Origin of the sequence: Streptococcus sp. CF8_St5-17 (assembly GCF_024295665.1) — a bacterium.
Taxonomy (GTDB): Bacteria; Bacillota; Bacilli; order Lactobacillales; family Streptococcaceae; genus Streptococcus.
In genome coordinates this window covers 52604-78355 of sequence record NZ_JANCOU010000005.1, presented here as the reverse complement: position 1 = coordinate 78355, position 25752 = coordinate 52604, and the positions used below count along the sequence as shown (strand labels likewise).

Sequence of the window (25752 nt, the reverse complement as noted above, 5' to 3'; positions counted from 1 at the left end):
CTTACTAGACTTTAGTGATAAAAATAAAAATCCCATTTGTCATGCAAAAAGGATTTTCATTGGTCAAAGCAGGAGTATTCTCCAGCCCATATTCAACTATTAGTATAAAAGTTCGTAGATTTCCATCGCAATGAGGTCGATGCTATCAAATGTATATGTTTCACGAGCTTCAACGTCACGAAGTGTGAAAAGTGGTCCATTTTCTTCGTCGTGGTTAAAAGCAACCTCTGCGACAACAACTCCTTCGCGCTCAAAGTTACGTTTTAAATTACCACCATCTTTAGTCATTGCTTCTAAGCGATTGATGATTCTAACCAAATGTGATTCCATTTTGATTCTCCTCCATTTCTTATCTTTACTATTTTACCATAAACAGACTCCACTTGACTAGAAAAAAACTAAGATTTCTCGCTATTTCTATCGTCTTTGAAAATTTATTGAAAATATTAGGAGAAAATGTTGAATTTTTATGCAAAATATGTTATCCTTATACAAGTTTTGAGTTTAAATATTAAAAATAGAAAGTAGAGTATCCATGAATTTTTCTTTTTTACCGAAATACTTGCCATATTTTAACTATGGTGCCATTGTTACGATTATCATTTCTATCTTAGTGGTCTTTTTGGGGACTATTTTAGGGGTAGTGTTGGCCTTTGCACAACGTTCGAAGATTAAACCACTTGCTTGGTTTGCTAATCTATATATCTGGGTGTTCCGTGGGACACCGATGATGGTGCAGATTATGATTGCTTTTGCCCTGATGCATATTAGTGCTCCAACGATTCAAATTGGGATTTTAGATGTTGATCTTACTCGTTTGATCCCAGGGATTATCATTATCTCTATGAATAGTGGTGCCTATGTATCAGAAACTGTTCGTGCTGGGATTAATGCAGTGCCAAAAGGACAACTAGAAGCAGCCTATTCACTAGGTATTCGCCCTAAAAATGCTATGCGCTATGTCATTTTACCACAGGCTATCAAGAATATTTTACCAGCCTTGGGGAATGAGTTTATTACCATTATCAAGGATAGCTCGCTCTTGTCAGCTATCGGGGTTATGGAGTTGTGGAATGGAGCTACTACGGTGTCAACAACCACCTACTTACCTTTAACTCCACTTCTATTCGCAGCCTTTTACTACTTGATTATGACCTCTATCTTGACGCTGGCCTTGAAAGCTTTTGAAAATCGTATGGGACAAGGAGATAAAAAATAATGACTGAAACACTTATAAAAATTGAAAACCTTCATAAAAGTTTTGGAAAGAATGAAGTTTTAAAAGGGATTAATCTTGAAATTAAAAAAGGGGAAGTAGTGGTCATTATTGGACCATCTGGTAGCGGTAAGTCAACCCTCCTTCGCTCTATGAATCTCCTCGAAGAAGCGACAAAAGGAAAGGTTATCTTTGAAGGAGTAGACATTACAGATAAGAAAAACGACCTCTTTGCTATGCGTGAAAAGATGGGAATGGTTTTCCAACAGTTCAATCTCTTCCCCAATATGACAGTTATGGAAAACATTACACTTTCTCCGATTAAGACTAAGGGAGAAAGTAAGGAAGTGGCTGAAAAGAGAGCGCATGAGCTCTTGGAGAAGGTTGGTTTGCCAGATAAGGCCGATGCCTATCCACAAAGTTTGTCTGGCGGTCAGCAACAACGTATTGCTATCGCGCGTGGTCTTGCCATGGAACCAGATGTCCTACTCTTTGATGAACCGACTTCTGCCCTAGACCCAGAAATGGTAGGAGAAGTACTAGCAGTTATGCAAGAACTTGCCAAGTCAGGTATGACCATGGTCATCGTAACACATGAGATGGGCTTTGCACGTGAAGTAGCAGACCGTGTCATCTTTATGGCTGACGGTGTAGTTGTCGAGGATGGAAGTCCAGAGCAAATTTTTGACCAAACACAAGAACAAAGAACCAAGGATTTCTTGAGTAAGGTTTTGTAAAATATCGTTTATTAGAAAAGCTCCAAGGGGGCTTTTTCTTATAGTCTCAGACTATAGGGTATCTTAGGTAAGAAGTGTTAGAATGCAGAACGATTTTTTGTTATAATAGAGGATATTTGTTAGAAAAGAGAAAATACATGACACAGATTATTGATGGGAAGGCTTTAGCAGCCAAGCTACAGGGACAGTTGGCTGAAAAAACAGCCAAATTAAAGGAAGAGACAGGTTTGGTTCCTGGTTTGGTGGTTATTTTAGTGGGAGAAAATCCAGCCAGTCAGGTTTACGTTCGTAACAAGGAACGTTCAGCAATAGCTGCAGGCTTCCAAAGTGAAGTTGTACGTGTTCCGGAAACCATTACTCAAGAAGAATTATTGGAGTTGATTGCCAAATACAACCAAGATCCAGCATGGCATGGAATCTTAGTCCAGTTGCCATTGCCAAAACACATCGATGAAGAGGCAGTTTTATTGGCTATTGACCCTGAAAAGGATGTAGATGGTTTTCATCCGCTCAACATGGGGCGTCTTTGGTCTGGTCACCCAGTGATGATTCCTTCAACTCCAGCAGGGATTATGGAGATGTTTCATGAGTATGGGATTGACTTAGAAGGTAAAAATGCAGTAGTTATTGGTCGTTCAAATATCGTTGGAAAACCAATGGCCCAGTTGCTGTTGGCTAAAAATGCAACTGTAACCTTGACCCACTCTCGCACTCACAATCTAGCCCAAATAGCTTCTAGAGCTGATATTCTTGTAGTAGCAATCGGTCGTGCTAAGTTCGTGACTACTGATTTTGTCAAATCTGGGGCAGTTGTCATTGATGTGGGGATGAACAGAGATGAAAATGGCAAACTCTGTGGAGATGTTGACTACGATTCTGTAGCCCCAGTCGCTAGCCATATTACACCTGTACCTGGTGGAGTAGGACCTATGACCATTACCATGCTGATGGAGCAGACTTATCAGGCTGCTTTAAGAACGCTGGATAAAGATTAATCTCGAGTACAATCATTAATAGGTATTTAAAGAGCAAGTTCTAAAAAGGGCTTGCTTTTTTTTGCTCGATTTCTACTAAAATTCCAGTAAAACTTCTACAAATTATTGAAAAAGTTCTACTATTTTGATATATTAAAAACATCAATATGTATATGCAAAAATAAGTAAGCGTCTAGAGGGAGGTTTATTTTTTGAAGAAAAATGTAATCGCTTACTATAACTTAGAAAGGAACCATAATGGATAAGAGATTTTTTGAAAAACGGTGTCATTTTAGTATTCGTAAGTTTGCAATTGGTGCGGTTTCAGTTATGATTGGAGCTAGTATTTTTGGTCTTCAGGTAGCGCAAGCAGCTGAAACTGAAACGTCAAGTACCAGTGAAGAAACAATTCATCAAGTTCAACCTTTAGATAAACTTCCAGATGATCTAGCTGCAGCCATTGCAAAAGCTGAGCAAAATGGCCCACAAGATAAGGCTACTGAAAAAGAAGAAAATGATGCGGTTGAACCCGCAAAACCAGCAACGGAAGAAAAAGAGCCTGAGGTAACAAGTCCTAAGGAAGAAAAGAAAGCGGAAGTAGTTAGTCCTAAGGAAGATAAAGCTGAAAAACCAGCAACTGCAGTGGATGAAAAAGCGCCTACAGTTTCAGAAGCTAGTTCTGAAAAGCCAGCAGTTTTGGAAGAACATGCTACTGAAGCTAATCAGAATAAACCAGTAACTAATGATAAAGTTAAGGAAGAAAATACTTCTGCAACAGCATTACCTCAAGTCACTAAGGAGAAAGAAAAAGAAGACCAACTTTTACAGGAAAGAAAACAAAATTTCAACAAAGACTGGTACTTTAAATTAAATTCTCAGGGTGATTTTTCTAAGAAAGATGTAGATGTTCATGATTGGTCTAAGTTGAACCTTCCTCATGACTGGAGTATTTATTTTGATTTTGATCATAAGTCTCCTGCCCGAAATGAAGGTGGCCAATTAAACGGTGGTACTGCTTGGTATCGCAAGACTTTCACTGTAGATGAAGCTGCAAAGGACAAAGATGTTCGTATCAATTTTGATGGAGTTTACATGGACTCTAAGGTCTATGTAAATGGTAAATTTGTTGGCCATTATCCTAGTGGTTACAATCATTTTTCATACGACATCACTGAATTTTTAACTAAAGATGGTAGTGAAAATACCATTGCTGTCCAAGTTACCAATAAACAGCCAAGTAGTCGTTGGTACTCAGGAAGTGGTATCTATCGTGATGTGACGCTAAGCTATCGTGACAAGGTGCAAGTAGCTGAAAATGGAAATCATATTACAACTCCAAAATTGGCTGAACAAAAAGATGGCAATGTTGAAACACAAATCCAAAGCAAGATTAAAAACACTGCCAAGACTCTAGCCAAGGTATTTGTAGAGCAACAGATTTTCACCAAAGAAGGAAAGGCTGTTTCAGATTTAGTTCGTTCTGTAACTAAGAATTTATCAGGAAATGAGACAGCAGACTTTAAGCAAACGATTTTGGTTAACAAGCCAACTCTCTGGACAACAAAAAGCTACCATCCTCAGCTCTATGTTCTAAAAACAAAGGTTTATAATGAAGGTCAGCTAGTTGATGTAACAGAAGATACTTTTGGTTATCGTTATTTCAACTGGACAGCCAAAGATGGATTCTCTCTAAATGGTGAGAGAATGAAATTCCATGGGGTTAGTATTCACCATGACAATGGAGCCTTGGGAGCAGAAGAAAACTACAAGGCAACCTATCGTAAATTAAAACTCCTGAAAGATATGGGAGTTAACTCTATCCGTACAACCCATAACCCAGCAAGTCCACAGTTGCTCGATGCTGCTGCAAATCTAGGACTTTTGGTGCAAGAAGAAGCCTTTGATACTTGGTATCGTGGTAAGAAAACGTATGACTATGGACGTTTCTTTGACCAAGATGCAACTCACCCAGAAGCTAAGAAGGGTGAAAAGTGGTCTGATTTTGACCTCAGAACCATGGTCGAACGAGATAAAAATAATCCATCCATCGTCATGTGGTCACTCGGTAACGAAGTGGATGAAGCAGATGGTGGTGAGCGCTCTTTAGAAACAGCTAAGCGCTTGAAAGCTGTCATCAAAGCAATTGATACAGAGCGCTATGTGACCATGGGTGAGAATAAATTTAGTAATAGGTCTACAGGAGAGTTCTTAAAATTGGCAGCAATCATGGATGCTGTCGGTATGAACTATGGGGAACGGAACTATGACGCTGTTCGTAGGGCTCATCCAGACTGGTTAATCTACGGTTCAGAAACCTCTTCAGCAACTCGAACTCGTGATTCCTACTTTGACCCTGCTCATTTACTCAGTCATGACAACCGTCGTAATCGTCATTATGAACAATCCGACTACGGAAATGACCGTGTTGGATGGGGTAGAACAGCTACTGAGTCTTGGACTTTCGACCGTGATCGTGCCGGATATGCAGGTCAGTTCATCTGGACTGGTTTTGACTATATCGGTGAACCAACACCTTGGCATAACCAAGATAATACACCAGTGAAAAGCTCATTCTTCGGTATTATCGATACTGCTGGTTTGCCTAAGAATGATTTCTATCTCTACCGTAGTGAATGGTATAGTGCAAAAGAAAAACCAACAGTTCGTATCATGCCTCACTGGAATTGGACTGATGAGACACTTAGAGAGCGCAATATGCTAGTCAATGGCAAGGTTCCTGTACGGACCTTCTCAAACGCTGCTAGTGTAGAATTATTGTTGAACAACAAGACTCTCGGCAAGAAAGAATTCACCAAGAAAACCACTGCGGATGGTCGACCTTATCATGAAGGTGCTAACCCTGGTGAATTGTATCTTGAGTGGTTGGTGGAATATAAACCAGGCACCTTGACTGCTATTGCTCGTGATGAAAATGGTAAAGAGATTGCGCGTGATAGTGTAACAACAGCAGGAGAACCTGCTAGAGTTCGTCTCACTAAGGAAGAACATGTTATAACTGCAGACGGTAAAGATTTGTCTTATATCCATTATGAAATCGTTGATGAAGACGGCAATGTTGTGCCAACTGCAAATAATCTTGTTCATTTCAATCTTCATGGGCAAGGGCAAATCGTTGGTGTGGACAATGGAGAACAAGCTAGCCGTGAACGTTATAAAGCTCAGAAAGATGGTACATGGCAAAGAAAAGCCTTCAATGGTAAAGGTGTTGTCATTGTAAAATCTACTGAAAAAGAAGGCAAATTCACTCTTTATGCGGATTCTGCAGGCTTGGCTTCTGATCAAGCAACAGTCACAACCGTTTCAGGCAAGAAAGAAAATCGCCACTTTGTCGCTTTTGCCCCTGTTAAGGCAACTACTGATGTCAGCGAAAATCCTAAATTGCCAGAAACTGTGACAGCTATTTATAGCGATGGTAGTGTCGAAGAAAAAACAGTGACTTGGGATATTCCAGACAATCTTCGTGCAAGTGCTGGTGTGAAAAAAGTCCTAGGTAGTGTGGAAGGAATCGAAGCTAAGGCTGAGGCCCTTGTCAAGGTCATTGCCCTTGATAAGTGGTTGCCTAAGGTAGCAACTGTTCCTGTTGGTACAGCTGTTGAAGATTTGGATAAGACTGTTACAGCTGTTTTGTCAGATGGGAATTTGGTTGATGCGGATGTCGTTTCTTGGACCTTGAAAGATCCTGATGCCTTGAAAAAAGAAGGTGGACGTACTGAAGCAACTGGTAAATTAGTAGGTAATGACTATGAGGTGAAAGCGACCTTTATCGCAAGTAATCAGGAAACCGAAAGCACTGTTACAGGTCTCACTGTTGGTGACAAGGCTCTTGCTGACTTTGAATCTGGAAAGACCTATTACCGAGTAACCCTTCCTTACAGTGCTGAGATTCCAAGTGTGGGTGCACAAACTACTGGCTACCAAGTAACAGTTCAACAGGCTTCGGCTGCTAATGATTATCAGGCTTCTGTGTTCTTGAGTAACCCAAAGGGTGATTTGGTTCAAACTTATTTGATTCAATTCGTGAAGGAAGCCCCTGCCTTGACACGCTTGGAAGTAAGTGTAGAAGGTAAAGAAAATGCAACAGAAGATCAAGTCCTCCCTTATCATGTCATTGGACATTACGAAGATGGTTCGCAGAGTGAATTTTCAGCATCAGATATTCACTTGGATGCTAGCTCTACTGATGGTGGACATCTTGAAGTAAACGGACAGAACTTGCTACTTTACACTAAAGGAAGTGTGACGCTTACTCCTCGTATTGACAATCAAACAGAGAAGACACAATCTGTAGCCACCGTAGTGGTCATCAAAGAAAACAAAGTAGCGAAGAAAATTGTTAAGCTTCATCCTGTTTCAATCTCTACAGATATCAATCAGCAACCGAATTTGCCTGCTCAAATCGGAGCAGAATTTGACCAAGGTTTGCCTCGTAAGGTAGCTGTAACTTGGGATAAGGTGGATGAAAAAGAACTCGCTAGCTATCATAGCTTTACCCTTAAAGGGCATGTAGAAGGTACAGACATTGAAGCTACTGCGAATGTGACTGTTGAAGGTTTGCAGGTCGCAGAAGAAATTAGTCTCACTCTTCCTAAAGGTGAAACTGTTCAATTGCCAGCTAATGTACGCGCCTACCATTCTAATGGAACAACTGTTTATAAAGATGTCGTTTGGGACAAGGTTCCAGCTAACTTTAGCCAAACTGAAGGAATCTTTGAAATCAAAGGTCAATTGGTTGGAAGTCATTTGACTACCAAGGCTCATGTTCGTGTTTCTAGTCAAGTTGTTGCTGGAAATAATATTTCGAAACAATGGACTGGTTCTCAATTGCCAGCTGCTATTGTATCCAATACCGGTGGGGATGATTCAGCTAATACTTTGAACGATTTGACGGTTTCAAGAGCCAATACAGATGTCAAGAATCGATGGACTACATGGCAAACAGGTACAGATAATGATTGGGCGTCTATCTTATTTGGTAATTCAGGAGATTTAACCAAACGCTTTGTCGATAATCTCTCAGTTGATTTCTACACAGATGGTGCAATCGGACTTCCAAAAGAATATGTCATTGAATACTATGTTGGTCAAGAAATTCCAGATCTGCCAACTGATGTCAACCATGCTCAAGGAGATGCCAAACATCCATTTAACAATGCTGCTAACTGGAAAGAAGTTGAACATCTCAAAGCACCAGGCCAACTATCCGCAAGCCAAACTAACCACTTTACATTTGACAAGGTTGAGACCTATGCAGTTCGTATTCGCATGAAGAAAGCAAATGGAACTGCCGGTGTCGGTTTGACTGAAATTACAATCCTAGGAAATAAGGTTCCAAGTGCTACAAGTTCAGACATTACGATCAAAGTAGACGGTCATAATCTTGAACATTTCAATCCAGCTAAGACAGACTACCATATTGCTCAAACTAGTAAAGAAATCACTGCAACAGCTAGCAACAATGGTGTAGTAACGATTGTCCCTGCCACGAGTTCAACAGGAGCAACTCGTCTCATTTTGAAGGCAGAAGACGGAACCATCTTGAAAGAATACCGTATCTTCCGCGATGGCGAAAAAGAATCTACACAACCAGCAGCTGCAGAAAATGGTGCTGTGACATTAAATGTTGGTGATAAGCTTCAACTACCTACAGAAGTGACAGTCTATTATCCATCACAAACAGATTGGACAACAGATAAACTAGCCGTAGAATGGGATGCAGTCCCTGAACATGCGACAGACCAAGAAGGTACCTTTGAAGTGCTTGGTCATATCCTAGGAACAGACCTGACAACTAAGATGCAAGTAACCGTTCTTGCAAGAGGAAATCAAGTTATCTCAGAGAATGCAAGCAATAATGCGACTGACTCTAAAGCTTTTGCGTCTACCACAAACGATACCCAGGCCGCTTCTAATGATAGAATCTTCTATATCAACGATGGTCGATTTAATGAAGATGGACGTTGGACCAACTGGTCTCGTACTCCAAAAGACCAAGAGGTATCTGTAGGAGTACTCTTTAAGAAGAATGGTCAGATTACACCTCAATCGGTTGGAAAAGTAGCTATTCAGTTCTTCAAAGACAGTGGTACAGATGCACCAGCGACAATGGTACTCGAAAGATATGTTGGACCAACTTATTCTGAACCAAGCACTATTTCACGTTATGAGGAAAATGCGGATCATCCGTTTAACAAGGCAGATAATTGGCAAGAAATTCCTTATAAGGCATCTAGCGCAATCGAGGCTGGTAAACCAATCGAATTTACCTTTGATCCAATACAGACAACCGCTATTCGCGCACGTATGACTCGCAAATCAACCACTAATGGCCTCGCAATGGTTGAGTTTAGTGCTTATTCTCCAGCTAAAGCAAGTGATTCAAAAACACCTGCAGTGACTATTTCAGTTGCTGGAAAAGCATTGGAAAACTTTGATCCTACTGTTTCAGAATATCGATTGACTTCAAATGGAGCGAAACCAAAAGTGACTGTCCAAACAAGTGGTCATGCTGTAGCGACTGTCGTTGAGTCAAGCCAAGACAATCTTCCAACACTTGTTCGACTTCTTGCTAAAGATGGTAGTCTCGTTAAAGAATATCGTCTATACTTCCAAGCTGGTTCTGAAGCTAGTCATGCAGTAGATGATCAAGCTCTTGTCTTAGATCGTCCAAGTCTGGAAGTTGAGAAATCTGTCATTCCATTTAAGGAAATTATTCGTGAGAATAGTGATTTAGCTAAAGATGAACGTCGTATCGTATCAGAAGGCAAAAATGGAGAAAAAGTAGACTATGTCGAAGTTTTAGGAACAAGTCGTAAAATTGTTCACACTGAAACAAGTGATGCAAAAGATCAAATTGTTGAAGTAGGAGTAAAAGCACTTGTTACAAGTAGCAAGGGTGATGAGCCGGCTCCTGTTCTTGAAATTCCAGAATACACAGCCCCTATTGGAACTGTAGGTGAGGATCCTGCCCCAGTAGTAGAAGTCCCAGAATATAGCGGCTTTATCGGTACTGCAGGTGACCAAGCAGCCCCAATCGTTGAAGTTCCAGAGTTCAAGGGTGGAGTTAATTGGGTCGAAGCCGCTAAAAATGAAGTTCCAGAGTTCAAGGGCGGAGCTAATTGGGTTGAAGCTGCTAAAAATGAAGTGCCTGAATTCAAGGGTGGAGTCAATGCTGTGCAAGCAGATAAGAACGAGCTCCCAGAATACACAGGTCCTTTAGGTACCTCAGGGAATCAAGCAGCTCCAACAATCGACAAACCTGTTGCCGATATTCGAGGTTTATCTGATAAACCTTCAGAAACTCAGGCTTCTGCTAAACAGACCCAGGGTTCACAAGTCCTTGAAAATACTTCAGGGAAAGCAGACTCAGCAAGACTTCCAGAAACTGGTGAAAGTCAATCTGATACAGCAATTTTCCTAGCAGGTCTCAGTCTAGCCTTATCAGCAGCATTCCTAAATGGGAAACGCAAGGAAGAATAATGACTCATAACTCATTATTCTTAAAAGGCTAATCATTATGAAAAAAGGAGAAGACTATATAGTCTTCTCCTTTATTAATTGGGTAGTGAGGTGTATAATGAAAGTAAGAGAATGTGAGGAGAAGGACCATGATTGTAAAAGTTTGTAATGCAGATTTTAGTCTCCAGTGGGATGGGATATATCAATTTGCTCTTGAAAACTATCCTAAGATTAAAGAATGGGAATTGGAGAAGCTAGCAAAGTTTATTGCTTACGAACAGGACCATCATCGTCAGACCATTGTGGAATGTGAGAATCATGAATTAAATATACAAATTCATGATTATTTGCAAGACCATAGCTATTTTCCTCCCTACAGACCAAGTCATCGCCTTGTAGCTTCTACCTATGATATCCAGAGGAAGTTGGTTACTTCCAATTATTGTAGTCATACTTGTACAGTTGAGGCGGCTCAGGATATTTTTCAGACTGGAAAAATCATGTCGGCGGTAAAAGTATTTGGTAAAAGTGGGGCTGAGCTAGTTACAGATAGTCGTAATGCAGCTTCTGATCCAGCAGACTATTTTGACTATATCATGTTCGGATGGTCTAATACGACTTCGGGTTACCGACTCGCTATGGAGCGTTTGTTAGGACGTGCACCGTCTGAGGAGGAATTGCAAGAAAAGTTCATTCCTGGAGTTAGTTTTCATTTTCTTTATGAAGAATTGATTCAAGCACCAGGTTATATATTTGATGGCTATCATGTTGCGAAGGTAAAAGATAGTTTAGATTTGGATACCTTTCTTCATTTGTGTGTTATTCCTTCAAAAGATAAGGCTTGTTTTGAAGGTTTAATTCCTTATCAATTACAAGATAGAGTGATTTACCTAGACTATGAGGGAGAAGGGTTACAGGCTTGGAATACTAAGGTTAATCAAGTACTACATGGTACGGATAAGTTGAAGGAGTAGTGTATGAAAGTCATTGATCAAGCTCTACTGAAAAAAGTAATCATCGAGCGTCCTCGTTCTAGTCATAAGGGAGACTATGGTCGTCTTCTCTTGATTGGGGGAACGTATCCTTATGGTGGAGCGATTATTATGGCTGCCTTAGGGGCTGTTAAAAGTGGCGCAGGCTTGGTGACAGTAGCAACGGATAAAGAAAATATTCCAGCTCTGCATAGTCATCTTCCTGAGGCTATGGCTTTTGACATCGATGATAAACAATTACTGGAGCAACAGTTGCAGAAGGCTAGTATTGTCTTAGTTGGACCTGGACTAGTAGATGATGGGCGTGGAGAAGAGCTTCTCCAAACAGTGTTTTTTCATTTAAAGCAAAATCAGATCCTCATACTGGATGGTGGTGCCCTATCCATTTTAGCGAAGACGAGAATGAAATTTCCTAAAGCCCATCTTGTCTTAACTCCTCATCAAAGGGAATGGCAAGCCTTGTCAGGTTTAGATTTGGCTTCTCAAGGAGTTGAGGAAACAGGAGAGGCTTTGACGATATTTCCTTTAGGGACGATTTTAGTCCAAAAAGGTCCTGCGACTCGAATCTGGCAAGCTGGTCAAGTTGATTGTTATCAGCTGAGTGTTGGTGGCCCCTATCAGGCAACTGGAGGAATGGGTGATACTTTGGCGGGAATGATTGCTGGTTTTGCAGGGCAATTTCCACAAGTTAGTCTCTATGAAAGGGTGACGGTAGCAACATATCTGCACTCAGCAATTGCTCAAGAATTAGCTGAGGACAACTTTGTCGTTCTACCAACCACGATTAGTCAACATATTCCTGCATTCATGAAAAAAATACAAAAAGACACCTGAGTTTTTCAGGTGTCTTTTGATGATTAGAAGAGGCCTTTGACCTTATCTACAAGACCGTCAAGGCCTTCTGATCCTGAGACCAAAGCCTGTGCTTGGCTAAGGTACTCACCGAGTTGATCCTTGTTTTCTTCAACAAATGTTTTTGCTGCAGAAAAATCTTTGTTCTCAATGAGTTCTTTTACTTGATTAAACAAATCTAATGGGTTCATGAGTTCGCTCCTTTTCTACAAATCTATTCAATCATTTTTTTTCAAATCTTACAAGAAACTTGACTCTTCAAATGAAGTTCATGGGTGTCAAATGGTTCAAATTTTGATATAATTTTTAGTGATGAATTTTAGAAATGATCGGTACGTAGTTGTAGATTTAGAAGCAACAAGTACTGGAAGTAAGGCAAAAATCATCCAAGTGGGAATTGTAGTCATTGAAGATGGTGAGATTGTTGAGCAGTATGCTACTGATGTCAACCCTCATGAACACTTGGATTCTCATATAAAAGAACTAACGGGTTTGACTGATAAACGTTTGGCAAAGGCTCCAGAGTTTTCTCAGGTAGCTGGAAAGATTTTTGAACTGGTCAAAGACGGTATTTTTGTTGCGCACAATGTTCAATTCGATGCTAATTTGTTGGCAGAATTCCTCTTTTTTGAGGGTTATGAATTGCGTACGCCTCGTATCGATACAGTGGAGTTAGCTCAAGTATTTTACCCTCAACTTGAGAAGTATAATCTCGGCATTCTTTGCCAAGAGTTGGGGATTCCTCTAGAGCAAGCCCATTCAGCCCTATCTGATGCCCAAGCAACAGCAGAACTCTTTCTTTGTATGAGACAAAAGATGTTTGAACTGCCAAAAGGGTTGTTGGAGCGCTTATTGAGTTTATCAGACAGCTTACTCTATGAATCTTACCTAGTCATCGAGGAAGTTTATCAGAAACAGTCCCTCCTCGTTGAGCACGATTTGGTAGAAGTGCAAGGTTTATTCTTAAGAAAAGAAAAATCAGCTCTTTCTCCGCGAAAACTATCTAAAGATTTCCAGACTAACATTGCCTTGTTGGGTTTGGAGGAAAGAAGCCGACAAGAAGAATTTGCTCAAAAGGTCCAAGAGTTTTTACAAGAGGAAACAATTTCTTTTATTCAGGCTCAAACGGGGATCGGAAAAACCTACGGCTATCTCCTGCCAGCCTTGTCACTTGAAAACGAAGGGGGAATCCTACTTAGTGTTCCGACTAAAATCCTTCAAAATCAGGTAATGCAAGAGGAGGCTAAAAGACTAGAAGAGATTTTCCACATTTCTACTCATAGTCTCAAAGGACCACAGAATTACTTGAAGTTAGATGCCTTTCATGCAGCACTAGAGGAAGAAGAGTCCAATCGTTTGTATACGCGTTTCAAGATGCAACTCCTAGTTTGGCTGACTGAGACTGATACTGGAGACTTAGATGAAATTGGTCAGCTTTATCGCTATCAGCAATTTTTACCAAACTTGGTTCATGATGGAAATCTTCACAAAGATTCTCTCTTTTGGCTAGAGGATTTTTGGAGACGTGGTCAGGAAAAAGCGCGTTCTTGTAAGTTGCTAGTGACAAATCATGCTTACCTCCTTACTCGACTTGAAGATGATCCGAGTCTTTTAGAGGGACGTCTCTTGATTTTGGATGAAGCCCAGAAAATCTTGTTGACCTTGGAAAATCTTTCTCGAAAATCTTATTTGCTAACGGATTTGCTAGATCAACTAGACCAAGCTCTATCAAGGGAAGAAGGCATGCTTGAAAGACGCTTGCTAGAGAGTATTCGTTTTGAGCTTTCTTATCTGCTGGAGCAGTTTCTATCTGGCAAACGGAAGATGTGTCCAGCTAGTAGCATTGACAAGCTCCGACAAGATTTTTCTGAGTTGAATTTACCAGAATTTAAAGACTATCAGAGATTTTTCTCGTCTGAAGGAGAATTTTGGTTATCAGTTTCAGAACTCTCTAGTAAAAAAATCGAGATTACTTCTAGTCGCGATCAACGTTTGCTATTTTCTCAGATATTTCCAGAATCCTGCCAGCTTCTCGGAATCTCTGCAACCCTAGAAATTAGTAGCAGAGTTTCTTTGCCAGAATTGTTAGGATTCCCGCAAGCAAACATTTATTACCTAGATGAACAATTTCAGGAAAATCAGGAAATTTTGTTGGTGAATGATTTTCCGTTGGTGACAGAAATTTCATCTGAGGAATATGCACAAGCAATTGTAGAAGTTCTAGAAGAATTATTCCAGTTTGAAGAACCCATTCTAGTCTTGTTTACTGCGAAAGATTTATTATTGCAGGTATCTGATACTTTAAGAATTCCCCATCTAGCCCAGTACAAGCATGGGGAACCAGCTCAATTAAAAAAACGTTTTGAAAGAGGCGAGCGTGAGCTTTTGCTTGGTGCGGGAAGTTTTTGGGAAGGTGTCGATTTTTCAAGACATCCGCGGGTTATTGAAGTGGTGACTCGTCTACCTTTCCAAAATCCAGAAGATCCTTTTACTAAAAAGATGAACCAAGAGCTCCGCCTTGAAGGGAAAAATCCTTTTTACGATTATCAGCTTCCTATGGCCATTATTCGCCTCAAGCAAGCGATTGGAAGAACCATGCGTCGAGTGGGGCAACGCTCTGCAGTTCTGATTCTAGATAGCCGCATGGCAAGTAAACGTTATGGTAAGCAAATCAGCAAGGCTTTGGCTCGAAGCAATCGCGTTAGAGTCATTAGCAGAGAGCAAATTTATATCAATGTTCAAGATTTTTTACATAAACAACGAAATGAATACCAGAAAGAATGAAGGAGACCGTTATGAAACGTTCATTCGACTCTAGGGTCGATTATAGTTTAATATTACCAGTGTTTTGTTTATTGGTGATTGGAGTTGTAGCTATTTATATAGCAGTTAGTCATGACTACCCAAATAATGTTTGGCCCATACTTGGACAACAACTGGCTTGGATATCGCTAGGGATTGTTTTTAGTTTCATAGTCATGTTTTTTAACACAAAGTTTCTCTGGCAGTCCACACCTTATTTATATGGACTCGGTCTAGCCTTGATGGTCTTGCCTTTGGTCTTCTACAACCCGAGTTTAGTAGCAGCAACAGGTGCTAAAAACTGGGTATCAATCGGTGGTTATACACTTTTTCAACCATCCGAATTCATGAAGATATCCTATATTTTGATGCTGGCATACGTTATCGTAACCTTTACCAAGAAACATAAAGACAAAGAACGAACTATTGGCTTAGATTTCCTTTTGATTCTTTGGATGATCGTTTTCACGATTCCAGTTTTAGTGTTACTAGCCTTACAAAGTGACCTTGGAACGGCAATGGTTTTTGTTGCGATCTTTGCAGGTCTTGTCTTGTTGTCAGGTGTTTCTTGGAAGATTATCATTCCAGTCTTTGTAACAGTTGTATCAGCCATTACAGGATTTTTAGCCATCTTCATTACAAAGGATGGGCGTGCCTTTATGCATCAAATTGGGATGCCGACATATCAGATTAACCGTATCCTTGCTTGGCTCAATCCCTTTGATTATGCCCAAACGACTACCTATCAACAGGCGCAGGGTCAAATTGCGATTGGTAGCGGTGGAATTTTTGGTCAAGGCTTTAATGTGTCTAATCTCCTTATTCCAGTCCGCGAGAGTGATATGATTTTCACAGTAATTGCGGAAGATTTTGGATTTATTGGTTCAGTTGTTGTGGTTGCACTCTATCTACTCCTCATCTATCGTATGTTAAAGATAACCCTCAAATCTAACAATCAATTTTATACCTACATCTCAACTGGATTTATCATGATGCTCTTGTTCCATATCTTTGAAAATATTGGTGCGGTTACTGGTCTTCTGCCTCTGACAGGGATTCCTTTGCCCTTTATTTCCCAAGGGGGATCCGCTATTATCAGTAATCTAATTGGTGTCGGTTTGCTTTTATCGATGAGCTACCAAACCCATTTGGCTGATGAAAAGAGTGGTCGAACAAGATTCAAACGTAAAAAAGTTGTACTGAAGAAAGTGAAATAAGGAGGTCGCTATGCCTAAAGTTGCAGTTATCCTAGCAAATGGCTTTGAAGAAATTGAAGCCTTGACTGTCGTAGACGTCTTGCGACGCGCAAATATCACCTGCCATATGGTAGGATTTGAAGATACAGTGACAGGTTCACATGCCATTCAAGTTCAAGCTGATCGAGTGTTTGATGGTAATTTATCAGAGTATGACATGATTGTCCTTCCAGGAGGTATGCCTGGTGCTGCCCACTTGCGGGACAATGAACAATTAATCACCGAACTTCAAAAATTTGATACAATCGGTAAAAAGGTTGCAGCCATTTGTGCGGCTCCAATTGCATTGAAACAGGCAGGTCTACTAGAAGGTAGAAACTTCACCTGCTATGATGGAGTTCAAGAACAAATTGCTGACGGTCACTACCACAAAGAAACAGTAGTCGTAGATGGAAATATCATTACGAGCCGTGGGCCAGCAACAGCTTTAGCCTTTGCTTACTACCTGGTTGAAACACTGGGCGGAGATGCTGAGTCTCTAAGAAATGGCATGCTCTACACAGACCTATTTGAAAAATAATGAACAAACTGAGGAGAATCTTTCTTGATGGAGAAGATTCTTCTCTTTTTTAATGGCAAAAACCAAGGTAAACATCGCTTTTTTTATAAAAAAATGGTATAATGAAGGGTATGAAATATCACGATTACATCTGGGATTTAGGTGGAACCCTGCTTGATAATTATGAAACTTCTACAGCAGCTTTTGTAGAAACATTAGCAGAGTTCGGGATTGAGCAGGAACACGATAGTGTTTACGAAGCTTTGAAGGTTTCGACTGCCTTTGCTATCGAAAAGTATGCTCCAGGTATTGAAAACTTTCTTGAAAAATATAAGGAAAATGAAGCCCGAGAGCTTGAACATCCAGTTTTGTTTGATGGGATTCCTACTCTTTTAGAGAATATTTCGGACCAAGGTGGCCGTAACTTCTTAGTTTCTCATCGAAACGATCAGGTATTGGAGATTCTAGCGAAAACTGAGATAGCTCCCTACTTTACAGAAGTAGTGACGGCTAGTTCAGGTTTTAAACGCAAGCCTGATCCTGAATCGATGATTTATTTACGTGATAAGTATCATATAACGTCAGGTCTAGTCATTGGTGACCGTGCCATTGATGTAGAAGCAGGCCATGCTGCAGGCTTAGATGCCTATCTCTTTGAGAACGTTGTAGCGTTAAAACAAGCAATAGACATGTAAGAAAAAGGGGAAACATGACAGAAGATATTAAAAACCAACAGGCACAAGATTATGATGCTAGTCAAATTCAAGTTTTGGAAGGTCTGGAAGCTGTTCGTATGCGTCCAGGTATGTACATCGGTTCAACTTCGAAAGAGGGTCTTCACCACCTAGTCTGGGAAATCGTAGATAACTCTATCGACGAAGCCTTGGCTGGATTCGCTAGTCATATCGAGGTCTTTATTGAGCCAGATGATTCGATTACAGTTATTGACGATGGTCGTGGGATTCCTGTTGATATCCAAGAAAAAACAGGACGACCTGCCGTTGAAACAGTCTTTACTGTTCTTCACGCCGGAGGGAAATTCGGAGGTGGCGGCTACAAGGTGTCAGGTGGATTGCACGGTGTGGGCTCATCCGTTGTAAATGCTCTTTCAACACAGTTGGATGTTCGCGTTCATAAAAATGGAAAGATTCATTACCAAGAATACCGTCGTGGACATGTTGTTGCAGATCTTGAGGTGATTGGAGAAACAGATAAAACAGGAACAATCGTTCACTTTACTCCAGACCCAGAAATTTTTACTGAGACAACGACATTTGATTTTGACAAATTAAATAAACGGATTCAAGAGTTAGCCTTTTTGAACCGCGGTCTTCAAATTTCTATTACTGACAAACGTGAAGGACTTGAACAAACCAAGCATTATCACTACGAAGGTGGGATTGCGAGCTACGTTGAGTACATCAACGAAAACAAGGATGTTATCTTTGATACACCAATCTACACAGATGGTGAAATGGATGATATTACAGTGGAAGTTGCGATGCAGTACACAACGGGTTACCACGAGAATGTCATGAGTTTCGCCAACAATATTCATACTCATGAAGGTGGAACACATGAGCAAGGTTTCCGTACAGCCTTAACTCGTGTTATTAATGACTATGCTCGTAAAAACAAACTTCTAAAAGATAACGAAGATAACTTAACAGGTGAGGATGTCCGTGAAGGATTGACAGCCGTTATCTCTGTGAAGCATCCAAACCCTCAGTTTGAAGGACAAACTAAGACCAAACTTGGAAATAGTGAAGTTGTGAAGATTACCAATCGCCTCTTCAGTGATGCATTTTCTGACTTCCTCTTGGAAAATCCACAGATTGCTAAGCGCATCGTCGAAAAAGGGATTTTGGCTGCCAAAGCGCGTGTTGCTGCCAAGCGTGCGCGTGAAGTTACACGTAAGAAATCTGGTTTAGAAATTTCAAACCTTCCAGGAAAATTAGCGGACTGTTCATCAAACAATCCAGCTGAAACTGAACTTTTTATCGTCGAAGGAGACTCTGCAGGAGGTTCTGCAAAATCAGGACGCAATCGTGAGTTCCAAGCCATCTTACCAATTCGTGGTAAAATCCTTAACGTTGAAAAAGCGAGCATGGATAAGATTTTAGCTAATGAGGAGATTCGCAGTCTTTTCACAGCTATGGGAACAGGATTTGGCGCTGAGTTCGATGTTAGCAAAGCTCGCTATCAAAAACTGGTGATCATGACAGATGCCGATGTCGATGGAGCCCATATTCGTACTCTCTTGTTAACTCTGATTTATCGTTATATGAAACCCGTTCTAGAGGCAGGTTATGTTTATATCGCTCAGCCACCAATTTACGGTGTTAAAGTCGGTAGTGAGATTAAAGAATATATTCAACCTGGTGCAGACCAAGAAACTCGCCTACAAGAAGCTTTGGCTCGCTACAGCGAAGGTCGTTCAAAACCAACCATTCAACGTTATAAAGGTCTTGGAGAAATGGATGACCACCAACTTTGGGAAACTACTATGAATCCTGAACATCGCCTTATGGCCCGTGTATCAGTAGATGACGCTGCAGAAGCAGATAAGATTTTTGATATGCTCATGGGTGATCGAGTAGAACCACGTCGAGAATTTATCGAAGAAAACGCTGTTTACAGTACTCTTGACGTATAAAAAAATTGGGAAATAGTTCCCAAGGTTTGAAAAATATGATATAATCATTACAATTGTGTCATGTATAAAAGGAGTTTGATATGTCAAATAATCAGTTGATTATTACTTTGATTGGAATTGCAGTCCTGCTTCTTATTGCTTTTGCAGTAGCAATTTTGCTACGTAAACGAAATGAGAGTAGACTTGCAGCTTTAGAAGAAAGAAAAGAAGAACTATATAACCTTCCTGTTAATGATGAGGTAGAGGTTGTAAAAAACATGCATCTGATCGGTCAAAGTCAGATTGCTTTTAGAGAATGGAACCAAAAATGGGTAGATTTGTCTCTTAACTCTTTTGCAGATATCGAGAATAACCTCTTTGAAGCTGAAGGATACAATAACTCATTCCGTTTCTTGAAAGCTAAGCACCAGATTGATCAAATTGAAAGTCAAATCCAACTTGTTGAAGAGGATATTGCAGCAATTCGTAATGCCTTGTCTGAGTTAGAAAAACAAGAGTCAAAAAATAGTGGACGTGTTCTGCATGCCCTAGATTTATTTGAGAAACTACAAAACACTGTAGCTGAAGATCCTGAAAAATATGGTCAAGCTCTTCCAGAAATTGAAAAACAATTGGAGAACATCCAATCTGAGTTTTCTCAATTTGTAACCTTGAATTCATCGGGAGATCCGGTTGAAGCAGCAGGCATTTTAGATAACGCTGAAAATCATATTTTAGCTTTGACACATATCGTTGAAAGAATTCCAGCGATTGTCACTAAGCTTACTACTGAATTGCCAGAACAACTTGAAGATTTAGAAGCTGGTTACCGCAAACTTTTAGATGAAAACTACCATTTTGTAGAAACTGATATCGAATCTCGTCTTCAACTTCTCTATGAAGCCTTGAAGAATAATCACGAAAATATCCGTACATTGGAGTTGGATAATGCAGAGTATGAAAATACTCAAATCCAAGAAGAAATCAATGCACTTTATGATATTTTCACTCGTGAAATTGCAGCCCATAAAGCTTTTGAGAAATTGGTAACTACCCTTCCTACCTATCTTAAACACTTGAAAGAAAACAATCAGGTACTAGTTAAAGATATCGAACGTCTTGGGAAAACCTATTTGATTTCAGAAAGCGATGTGAATCGAGTTCGTCGTCTTCAAGCTGATATCTCAGCCTTGAATGCTACTATTGAAGAAATGAATAATGCAGAGTCAGAAGTTTCAGAAGCATATTCTGTCTTACAAGAACGTTTGGAAAATCTCCAATCTACATTAAAAGATATTGAAGATGACCAAATCGGTGTTAGTGAGCGTCTCGTTCAAATTGAAAAAGATGACATCAATGCTCGTCAAAAAGCAAATGTATATGTCAACCGTCTGCATACGATTAAACGCTACATGGAGAAGAGAAATCTTCCAGGAATTCCTCAAAAATTCTTGAAACTCTTCTTTGATGCAAGTCACAGTACAGAAGACTTGATGGCTGAGTTGGAACAAGCGCAAGTGAATATCGAATCTGTGAATCGCATCCTTGAGATTGCGACAAATGATATGAATATGTTGGAAGAAGAAACATACAGTATTGTTCAAAATGCAACATTGACGGAACAATTGCTTCAATATTCGAACCGTTACAGATCATTTGATGATCGTATTCAACAAGCTTTCCAAGAAGCTTTGAATATCTTTGAAACAACATTTGATTACCAAGCATCTTTCGAAAAAATCTCTCAAGCATTAGAAGTTGCTGAGCCTGGTGTTACCAATCGCTTCGTTACTTCTTATGAAAAAACAAGAGAAAGTATCCGTTTCTAATTTATAAAAGAATCCTAGATTTTCCTAGGATTCTTTTACTTTTCTTTACCTATTTTAAATATTTCCATGCCATGTTTTCATTGAAATTATAGTTTATATTTGATATGATATGACTATGACAAGAAATAGAAAAAGACGTAAAACAGTTGAAGACAAGAAGCAAAGAAATTTATGGATAATAGTGGCTTTGCTTTTTTTTACAATGGTGGCTTTGCAAGGCATCATAACTTATAAGGTAACAAATAAAAAAGTTTTTGAGGAAAAAATTGAAGCACTGAAAAAGGAAAAAGATGATTCCTATTCACAAGGAAGTCGGAAAGATCATTTTCGTAAGGGGCAGGCAGAAATCATCACCTACTATCCTATGACGGGGGACAAGGTCATTACCTCTGTTCAGGATATCATTGTAAAAGATATTACGGATAAGGTAGAAGATAAAGAACATTTGATTTTTTACTACTCTGAAAAAGATTCTTCCTCTATCAAAGGTGTGGAGAGCCATCTTGTAAAAAAACAGGCCTATGATTTGAGTGATTCTACTGTTGTGGAATTAGAAAATACATCGTTAGATCAGCTTTATCTTAAGGAAGATGGGACCCTGTTTACATTAGATCAGCTCTTTACAGATGCTAGCAAAGCTAAGGAAAAGTTTCTTGAGGATATCAAGTCAACACTTCTTGATAAAAAGATTGAGCAAACACTTGTTGATCAAGTAATAGCCGATTTTACAGCTAGCGATTTATCATCTTGGAAGTTTGCATACAAAGATAGTCAATTGGTTCTTTATCCAATCAAAGTAACCAATAATGTAGAAGAAATAGCTTTGCCTATTTCAGACTTCTTTGATGTTATCCAATCGTCCTATCTAACTGAAAAGGATGCAGAACTTTATAAGAAAGCTCAGGCTGAGAAAAATAAAAAAGTAGTAGCTCTTACCTTTGATGATGGACCGGATGGAAATACAACTCCACAAGCTTTAGATATTCTAGCCAAGTACAAGATCAAAGCAACCTTCTTTGTACAAGGAAAAAATATTGCAGGCAATGAGTCGATTCTTAAACGTATGCAGTCTGAAGGTCATGAAGTTGGAAACCATAGTTGGAATCACCCGGTTTTAACAAAACTGTCATTGGAAGACGCTAAGAAACAGCTTACAGATACCGAAGATGCTATTACAAAAGTTCTTGGCAAAAGCTCTAAATTGATGCGTCCACCATACGGTGCAATCTCAGATGATATTCGTAATAGCCTTGATTTAAGCTTTATCATGTGGGATGTGGATAGTTTGGATTGGAAGAGTAAAAATGAAGCTGCGATTTTGACAGAAATTCAGCGTCAAGCGACAAATGGATCTATCATCCTCATGCATGATATCCATCAAACATCCGTTAACTCATTGCCAAAAGTTATTGAGTATCTGCAAGGACAAGGATATAGCTTTGTTACAGTATCTGAATTGCTAGGTAACCATGTGAAACCACATGAGATTTACTATTCACGGAATCAGTAGAGTCAATACCTAAGGATGTGACTTGAATCAAAATTCCATCAAGAAAAAATAAAAAAGATAAATTTTTATCTTGACAAGTAGGGGAAAACTTGATATTATATACAAGATGAGAAAAGCAGAAGTGAGAACTTCTCGCCTTGCGACTAACGTTGTCTGGCCCCTACAGATCAAGTTTCAGGAATGAAATATAATCATGTAGTGCGGATTTGCGTTAGCAAGTCCGCTCTTGTTTTTCTCTAAAATAAAAAAAGAGGTGAAAACCATAGCAAAGCAAGACTTATTCATCAATGATGAAATTCGTGTACGCGAAGTTCGCTTAATCGGTCTTGAAGGTGAGCAATTGGGTATCAAACCACTAAGCGAAGCGCAAGCACTTGCGGATGAAGCTAACGTGGACTTGGTTCTCATTCAGCCTCAAGCTAAACCTCCTGTTGCGAAAATTATGGACTACGGTAAGTTCAAATTTGAGTACCAGAAGAAACAAAAAGAGCAACGCAAAAAACAAAGCGTTGTGACCGTGAAAGAAGTTCGTTTGAGCCCAGTTATCGACAAGGGTGACTTCGAAACTAAACTTCGCAATGCTCGTAAGTTCCTTGAAAAAGGAAACAAAGTAAAGGTATCTATTCGCTTTAAGGGACGTATGATTACCCATAAAGAGATTGGTGCAAAAGTTTTAGCAGACTTCGCTGAAGCAACTCAAGATATTGCTATCATCGAACAACGTGCTAAAATGGATGGTCGTCAAATGTTCATGCAGTTGGCACCAGCAACTGACAAGAAATAATCTGTCAGAAAGTTAAAAAAAGGAGAAAAAATCATGCCAAAACAAAAAACACACCGCGCATCAGCTAAACGTTTCAAACGTACAGGTTCTGGTGGACTTAAACGTTTCCGTGCTTATACATCTCACCGTTTCCACGGAAAAACTAAAAAACAACGTCGTCATCTTCGTAAAGCATCTATGGTGCATGCAGGAGATTTCAAACGTATCAAAGCAATGCTTACTCGCTTGAAATAATCGCGTATTTGTAAGTAAACAATTCTAGGAAATATTTGGAGGAAATATAAATGGCACGTGTTAAAGGTGGCGTTGTATCACGCAAACGTCGTAAACGTATTCTTAAATTAGCTAAAGGTTACTATGGAGCTAAACATATCTTGTTCCGTACTGCAAAAGAACAAGTAATGAACTCTTACTACTATGCATACCGTGACCGTCGTCAAAAGAAACGTGACTTCCGCAAATTGTGGATCACACGTATCAATGCGGCAGCTCGTTTGAACGGACTTTCATACTCACAATTGATGCATGGTTTGAAATTGGCTGAGATCGAAGTTAACCGTAAAATGCTTGCTGACTTGGCTGTTAACGATGCAGCAGCTTTCACAGCTCTTGCAGACGCAGCTAAAGCAAAACTTGGTAAATAATTATTCATAAGACTGGGAAGATTTTCTCAGTCTTTTTTTCTTGCTGATTTCATGCTATAATGAAAATAATCGTAACTATTACGAGGAGAAATAGAGGATACAAAGGTGATACACAATCGACTAGCATGGGATGAGTATCTTGCAGCACAGGCTTTATTGATTTCGAATCGGGTAACCTGTAATCGTGCTAATGTGGGGGCTGTTCTTGTTAAGGATAACAAGGTCATCGCAACCGGGTATAATGGATTCGTTTCTGGGACAGATCATTTTTTAGAGTATGGTTGCCTCATGGTCGAGGGACACTGTGTCCGGACGATTCATACGGAAGTAAATGCTATTTCAAGAATATCATGAATGAAACACATGAATATCGTGGAAATAGTAGTAAAATTTTGTATAATTGTTTTAAAGAGACCGTGAAAATTAAGATAAAGGTTGGGTGAGAGTCATGACAGATCAACAAAAAAATCCTGAAGTAGATAAAGAAAAAGAGGCATTTGTTTCAGATGAAAGTCTTTTTCAGAACGATGAAATGAAGTCAGAAAAGAGAGTCGGAAATTCTGTAATCCTTTCTATTGCTTTGTTCTTAGCCATTGCTTATATAGTTTTACTTTTATTTGCTCTCTTTGCAATGGGAGCGTGGATTGGTGGCTTTTTGTACTTTTTGGGAATCCATATTATTAGCTTTGTGATAGCAACTATCCTGCTTTGGAATGGAATGGTGAATAGCAATAAAGCAACTCTTTATATCGCAGCAGCTATTTATTTTTTTTCATTTATTGCTGCGGGTGATCCGGATTGGGTGATTAATCATATACCACCGCTTGTGGAAGCGATACTGGTATTTATTGGAACTATATTATTTAAAAATGGAGAGTGATGATAGTAAGTATTGATTTAGGAACGACTAACTCTTTGGTTGGCGTTTATCAAGATGGTCAAGTAAAACTGATTCCAAATGCATTTGGAGAATATTTAACGCCATCTGTTGTTCCGCTTGGACTCATCTCTTGTTTATTATTTATAAGCATTTTTTCTATTGTCGATGGTTTCCATGTGCATCACGGTTTGAGAGTGGCTGTTTCTTTAAACAAGTTGGTTCCACTGGGGCTGTTTCTATCAGCTGGCTTTCTAGTTGCTTTGGCTACCGAAAATGAACTGAGTTTTAGTTTAGTCTTAAACTATCTTTATATTCTAATTTCTGTTATTGCTGTGATTTTCTATACAAAACTGAAATCAGGTTTTCCATCTTCAGTTATAAAAGTTTTCCTTCCAGCCTTGTTAGGGATTCTTGTGTTTTATCTAGTTCCTTATATCCATGTTCGGCTAGCTTTCTTTGATGCTGTTATTCTCAGTGGAGATACATTTAAGATAACGCTGATTTTATTCTTAAATGCCATTGCCTTATCTTATTTCACAAAGGAGCAAAGTTCAAGCGCTGCGGTAATGAAAATTCATATGTTGTATGGTGTCCAGATTTTTATTTTCCTCCGACGTCTATTGATTATCTTGATTGGTCCGGTAACGGATCTACTTGGTAAGCGAA

At 39.5% G+C, this 25752-nt stretch carries 19 protein-coding genes, 2 pseudogenes and 1 other annotated feature; of the genes and pseudogenes, 19 read left to right on the top strand and 2 right to left on the bottom strand.

The window, feature by feature from the left end; genetic code table 11:
• Positions 1 to 99: 99 nt before the first annotated feature.
• Positions 100 to 330 (bottom strand): DUF1797 family protein, encoded by a 231-nt coding sequence (locus NMM19_RS05565; protein WP_004253825.1) that lies wholly within the window; start codon positions 328 to 330, stop codon positions 100 to 102.
• 205 nt (positions 331 to 535) lie between these two features.
• On the opposite strand from NMM19_RS05565, the gene NMM19_RS05560 reads away from it, so the two are divergent.
• The 6 genes from NMM19_RS05560 (at position 536) to NMM19_RS05535 (ending at position 12229) form a co-directional block, all read left to right on the top strand.
• Positions 536 to 1219: an amino acid ABC transporter permease gene (locus NMM19_RS05560; RefSeq protein WP_254730351.1), complete on the top strand. Its 684-nt coding sequence runs from the start codon at positions 536 to 538 to the stop codon at positions 1217 to 1219.
• Positions 1219 to 1953: an amino acid ABC transporter ATP-binding protein gene (locus tag NMM19_RS05555; protein WP_254730349.1), complete on the top strand. Its 735-nt coding sequence runs from the start codon at positions 1219 to 1221 to the stop codon at positions 1951 to 1953. Before NMM19_RS05560 ends, NMM19_RS05555 begins: the two co-directional genes overlap by 1 nt.
• A gap of 137 nt (positions 1954 to 2090) precedes the next feature.
• Positions 2091 to 2948, top strand: coding sequence for a bifunctional methylenetetrahydrofolate dehydrogenase/methenyltetrahydrofolate cyclohydrolase (locus NMM19_RS05550; RefSeq protein ID WP_302851386.1), 858 nt, complete (start codon positions 2091 to 2093; stop codon positions 2946 to 2948).
• 237 nt (positions 2949 to 3185) lie between these two features.
• The gene (locus NMM19_RS05545; RefSeq protein ID WP_254730345.1) at positions 3186 to 10424 is read left to right on the top strand and encodes an SIALI-17 repeat-containing surface protein; all 7239 of its coding nucleotides are present in this window, start codon (positions 3186 to 3188) and stop codon (positions 10422 to 10424) included.
• A 128-nt stretch (positions 10425 to 10552) separates the two neighbouring features.
• A complete protein-coding gene (locus NMM19_RS05540; protein ID WP_254730343.1) occupies positions 10553 to 11377 on the top strand; it encodes a phosphate ABC transporter ATPase in 825 nt (274 codons plus the stop codon).
• Positions 11378 to 11380: 3 nt separating this feature from the next.
• Positions 11381 to 12229: an NAD(P)H-hydrate dehydratase gene (locus NMM19_RS05535; RefSeq protein WP_254730341.1), complete on the top strand. Its 849-nt coding sequence runs from the start codon at positions 11381 to 11383 to the stop codon at positions 12227 to 12229.
• A 23-nt stretch (positions 12230 to 12252) separates the two neighbouring features.
• On the opposite strand, the gene NMM19_RS05530 is transcribed toward NMM19_RS05535, so the two are convergent.
• Positions 12253 to 12438 (bottom strand): hypothetical protein, encoded by a 186-nt coding sequence (locus NMM19_RS05530; protein WP_006148859.1) that lies wholly within the window; start codon positions 12436 to 12438, stop codon positions 12253 to 12255.
• A gap of 121 nt (positions 12439 to 12559) precedes the next feature.
• On the opposite strand from NMM19_RS05530, the gene NMM19_RS05525 reads away from it, so the two are divergent.
• The 13 genes and pseudogenes from NMM19_RS05525 to NMM19_RS05465 all read left to right on the top strand — a co-directional run.
• The gene (locus NMM19_RS05525; RefSeq protein WP_254730331.1) at positions 12560 to 15031 is read left to right on the top strand and encodes a bifunctional DnaQ family exonuclease/ATP-dependent helicase; all 2472 of its coding nucleotides are present in this window, start codon (positions 12560 to 12562) and stop codon (positions 15029 to 15031) included.
• 11 nt (positions 15032 to 15042) lie between these two features.
• Positions 15043 to 16266 (top strand): FtsW/RodA/SpoVE family cell cycle protein, encoded by a 1224-nt coding sequence (locus tag NMM19_RS05520; RefSeq protein ID WP_254730328.1) that lies wholly within the window; start codon positions 15043 to 15045, stop codon positions 16264 to 16266.
• Positions 16267 to 16276: 10 nt separating this feature from the next.
• Positions 16277 to 16825: a DJ-1 family glyoxalase III gene (locus NMM19_RS05515; RefSeq protein ID WP_254730325.1), complete on the top strand. Its 549-nt coding sequence runs from the start codon at positions 16277 to 16279 to the stop codon at positions 16823 to 16825.
• Between the two features lie 110 nt (positions 16826 to 16935).
• Positions 16936 to 17499, top strand: a complete 564-nt coding sequence (locus tag NMM19_RS05510) for an HAD family hydrolase (RefSeq protein ID WP_302851385.1) — start codon at positions 16936 to 16938, stop codon at positions 17497 to 17499.
• 14 nt (positions 17500 to 17513) lie between these two features.
• Positions 17514 to 19460 carry a DNA topoisomerase (ATP-hydrolyzing) subunit B gene (gyrB, locus tag NMM19_RS05505; protein WP_254730320.1) on the top strand — a complete coding sequence of 649 codons (1947 nt, stop codon included), beginning with the start codon at positions 17514 to 17516 and terminating at the stop codon, positions 19458 to 19460.
• A gap of 80 nt (positions 19461 to 19540) precedes the next feature.
• Complete coding sequence (ezrA, locus tag NMM19_RS05500) at positions 19541 to 21268, top strand: septation ring formation regulator EzrA (protein ID WP_178894765.1); 1728 nt, start codon at positions 19541 to 19543, stop codon at positions 21266 to 21268.
• 115 nt (positions 21269 to 21383) lie between these two features.
• On the top strand, positions 21384 to 22778 hold the full coding sequence (gene pgdA, locus NMM19_RS05495) for a peptidoglycan-N-acetylglucosamine deacetylase PgdA (protein WP_254730317.1): 1395 nt from the start codon (positions 21384 to 21386) through the stop codon (positions 22776 to 22778).
• A 107-nt stretch (positions 22779 to 22885) separates the two neighbouring features.
• Positions 22886 to 23016, top strand: a sequence feature (ribosomal protein L20 leader region).
• A 15-nt stretch (positions 23017 to 23031) separates the two neighbouring features.
• Positions 23032 to 23562, top strand: a complete 531-nt coding sequence (infC, locus tag NMM19_RS05490) for a translation initiation factor IF-3 (RefSeq protein WP_006149857.1) — start codon at positions 23032 to 23034, stop codon at positions 23560 to 23562.
• Between the two features lie 33 nt (positions 23563 to 23595).
• Positions 23596 to 23796: a 50S ribosomal protein L35 gene (gene rpmI, locus NMM19_RS05485; protein ID WP_003003453.1), complete on the top strand. Its 201-nt coding sequence runs from the start codon at positions 23596 to 23598 to the stop codon at positions 23794 to 23796.
• Positions 23797 to 23846: 50 nt separating this feature from the next.
• A complete protein-coding gene (rplT, locus tag NMM19_RS05480; protein WP_000124830.1) occupies positions 23847 to 24206 on the top strand; it encodes a 50S ribosomal protein L20 in 360 nt (119 codons plus the stop codon).
• A gap of 105 nt (positions 24207 to 24311) precedes the next feature.
• Positions 24312 to 24545 (top strand): annotated as a pseudogene (locus tag NMM19_RS05475) (deoxycytidylate deaminase); the annotation flags it as partial.
• Between the two features lie 109 nt (positions 24546 to 24654).
• On the top strand, positions 24655 to 25086 hold the full coding sequence (locus NMM19_RS05470; protein ID WP_254730314.1) for a hypothetical protein: 432 nt from the start codon (positions 24655 to 24657) through the stop codon (positions 25084 to 25086).
• Positions 25086 to 25205 (top strand): annotated as a pseudogene (locus NMM19_RS05465) (Hsp70 family protein); the annotation flags it as partial. The gene NMM19_RS05470 and the pseudogene NMM19_RS05465, both read left to right, overlap by 1 nt.
• Positions 25206 to 25752: the final 547 nt, after the last annotated feature.

Excerpts from the sequence above, each read along its gene's own strand:
- NMM19_RS05565 (WP_004253825.1), bottom strand. The coding sequence starts at position 330 with ATGGAATCACATTTGGTTAGAATCATCAATCGCTTAGAAGCAATGACT.
- NMM19_RS05560 (WP_254730351.1), top strand. The coding sequence starts at position 536 with ATGAATTTTTCTTTTTTACCGAAATACTTGCCATATTTTAACTATGGT.
- NMM19_RS05555 (WP_254730349.1), top strand. The coding sequence starts at position 1,219 with ATGACTGAAACACTTATAAAAATTGAAAACCTTCATAAAAGTTTTGGA.
- NMM19_RS05550 (WP_302851386.1), top strand. The coding sequence starts at position 2,091 with ATGACACAGATTATTGATGGGAAGGCTTTAGCAGCCAAGCTACAGGGA.
- NMM19_RS05545 (WP_254730345.1), top strand. The coding sequence starts at position 3,186 with ATGGATAAGAGATTTTTTGAAAAACGGTGTCATTTTAGTATTCGTAAG.
- NMM19_RS05540 (WP_254730343.1), top strand. The coding sequence starts at position 10,553 with ATGATTGTAAAAGTTTGTAATGCAGATTTTAGTCTCCAGTGGGATGGG.
- NMM19_RS05535 (WP_254730341.1), top strand. The coding sequence starts at position 11,381 with ATGAAAGTCATTGATCAAGCTCTACTGAAAAAAGTAATCATCGAGCGT.
- NMM19_RS05530 (WP_006148859.1), bottom strand. The coding sequence starts at position 12,438 with ATGAACCCATTAGATTTGTTTAATCAAGTAAAAGAACTCATTGAGAAC.
- NMM19_RS05525 (WP_254730331.1), top strand. The coding sequence starts at position 12,560 with ATGAATTTTAGAAATGATCGGTACGTAGTTGTAGATTTAGAAGCAACA.
- NMM19_RS05520 (WP_254730328.1), top strand. The coding sequence starts at position 15,043 with ATGAAACGTTCATTCGACTCTAGGGTCGATTATAGTTTAATATTACCA.
- NMM19_RS05515 (WP_254730325.1), top strand. The coding sequence starts at position 16,277 with ATGCCTAAAGTTGCAGTTATCCTAGCAAATGGCTTTGAAGAAATTGAA.
- NMM19_RS05510 (WP_302851385.1), top strand. The coding sequence starts at position 16,936 with ATGAAATATCACGATTACATCTGGGATTTAGGTGGAACCCTGCTTGAT.
- gyrB (WP_254730320.1), top strand. The coding sequence starts at position 17,514 with ATGACAGAAGATATTAAAAACCAACAGGCACAAGATTATGATGCTAGT.
- ezrA (WP_178894765.1), top strand. The coding sequence starts at position 19,541 with ATGTCAAATAATCAGTTGATTATTACTTTGATTGGAATTGCAGTCCTG.
- pgdA (WP_254730317.1), top strand. The coding sequence starts at position 21,384 with ATGACAAGAAATAGAAAAAGACGTAAAACAGTTGAAGACAAGAAGCAA.
- rpmI (WP_003003453.1), top strand. The coding sequence starts at position 23,596 with ATGCCAAAACAAAAAACACACCGCGCATCAGCTAAACGTTTCAAACGT.
- rplT (WP_000124830.1), top strand. The coding sequence starts at position 23,847 with ATGGCACGTGTTAAAGGTGGCGTTGTATCACGCAAACGTCGTAAACGT.
- NMM19_RS05470 (WP_254730314.1), top strand. The coding sequence starts at position 24,655 with ATGACAGATCAACAAAAAAATCCTGAAGTAGATAAAGAAAAAGAGGCA.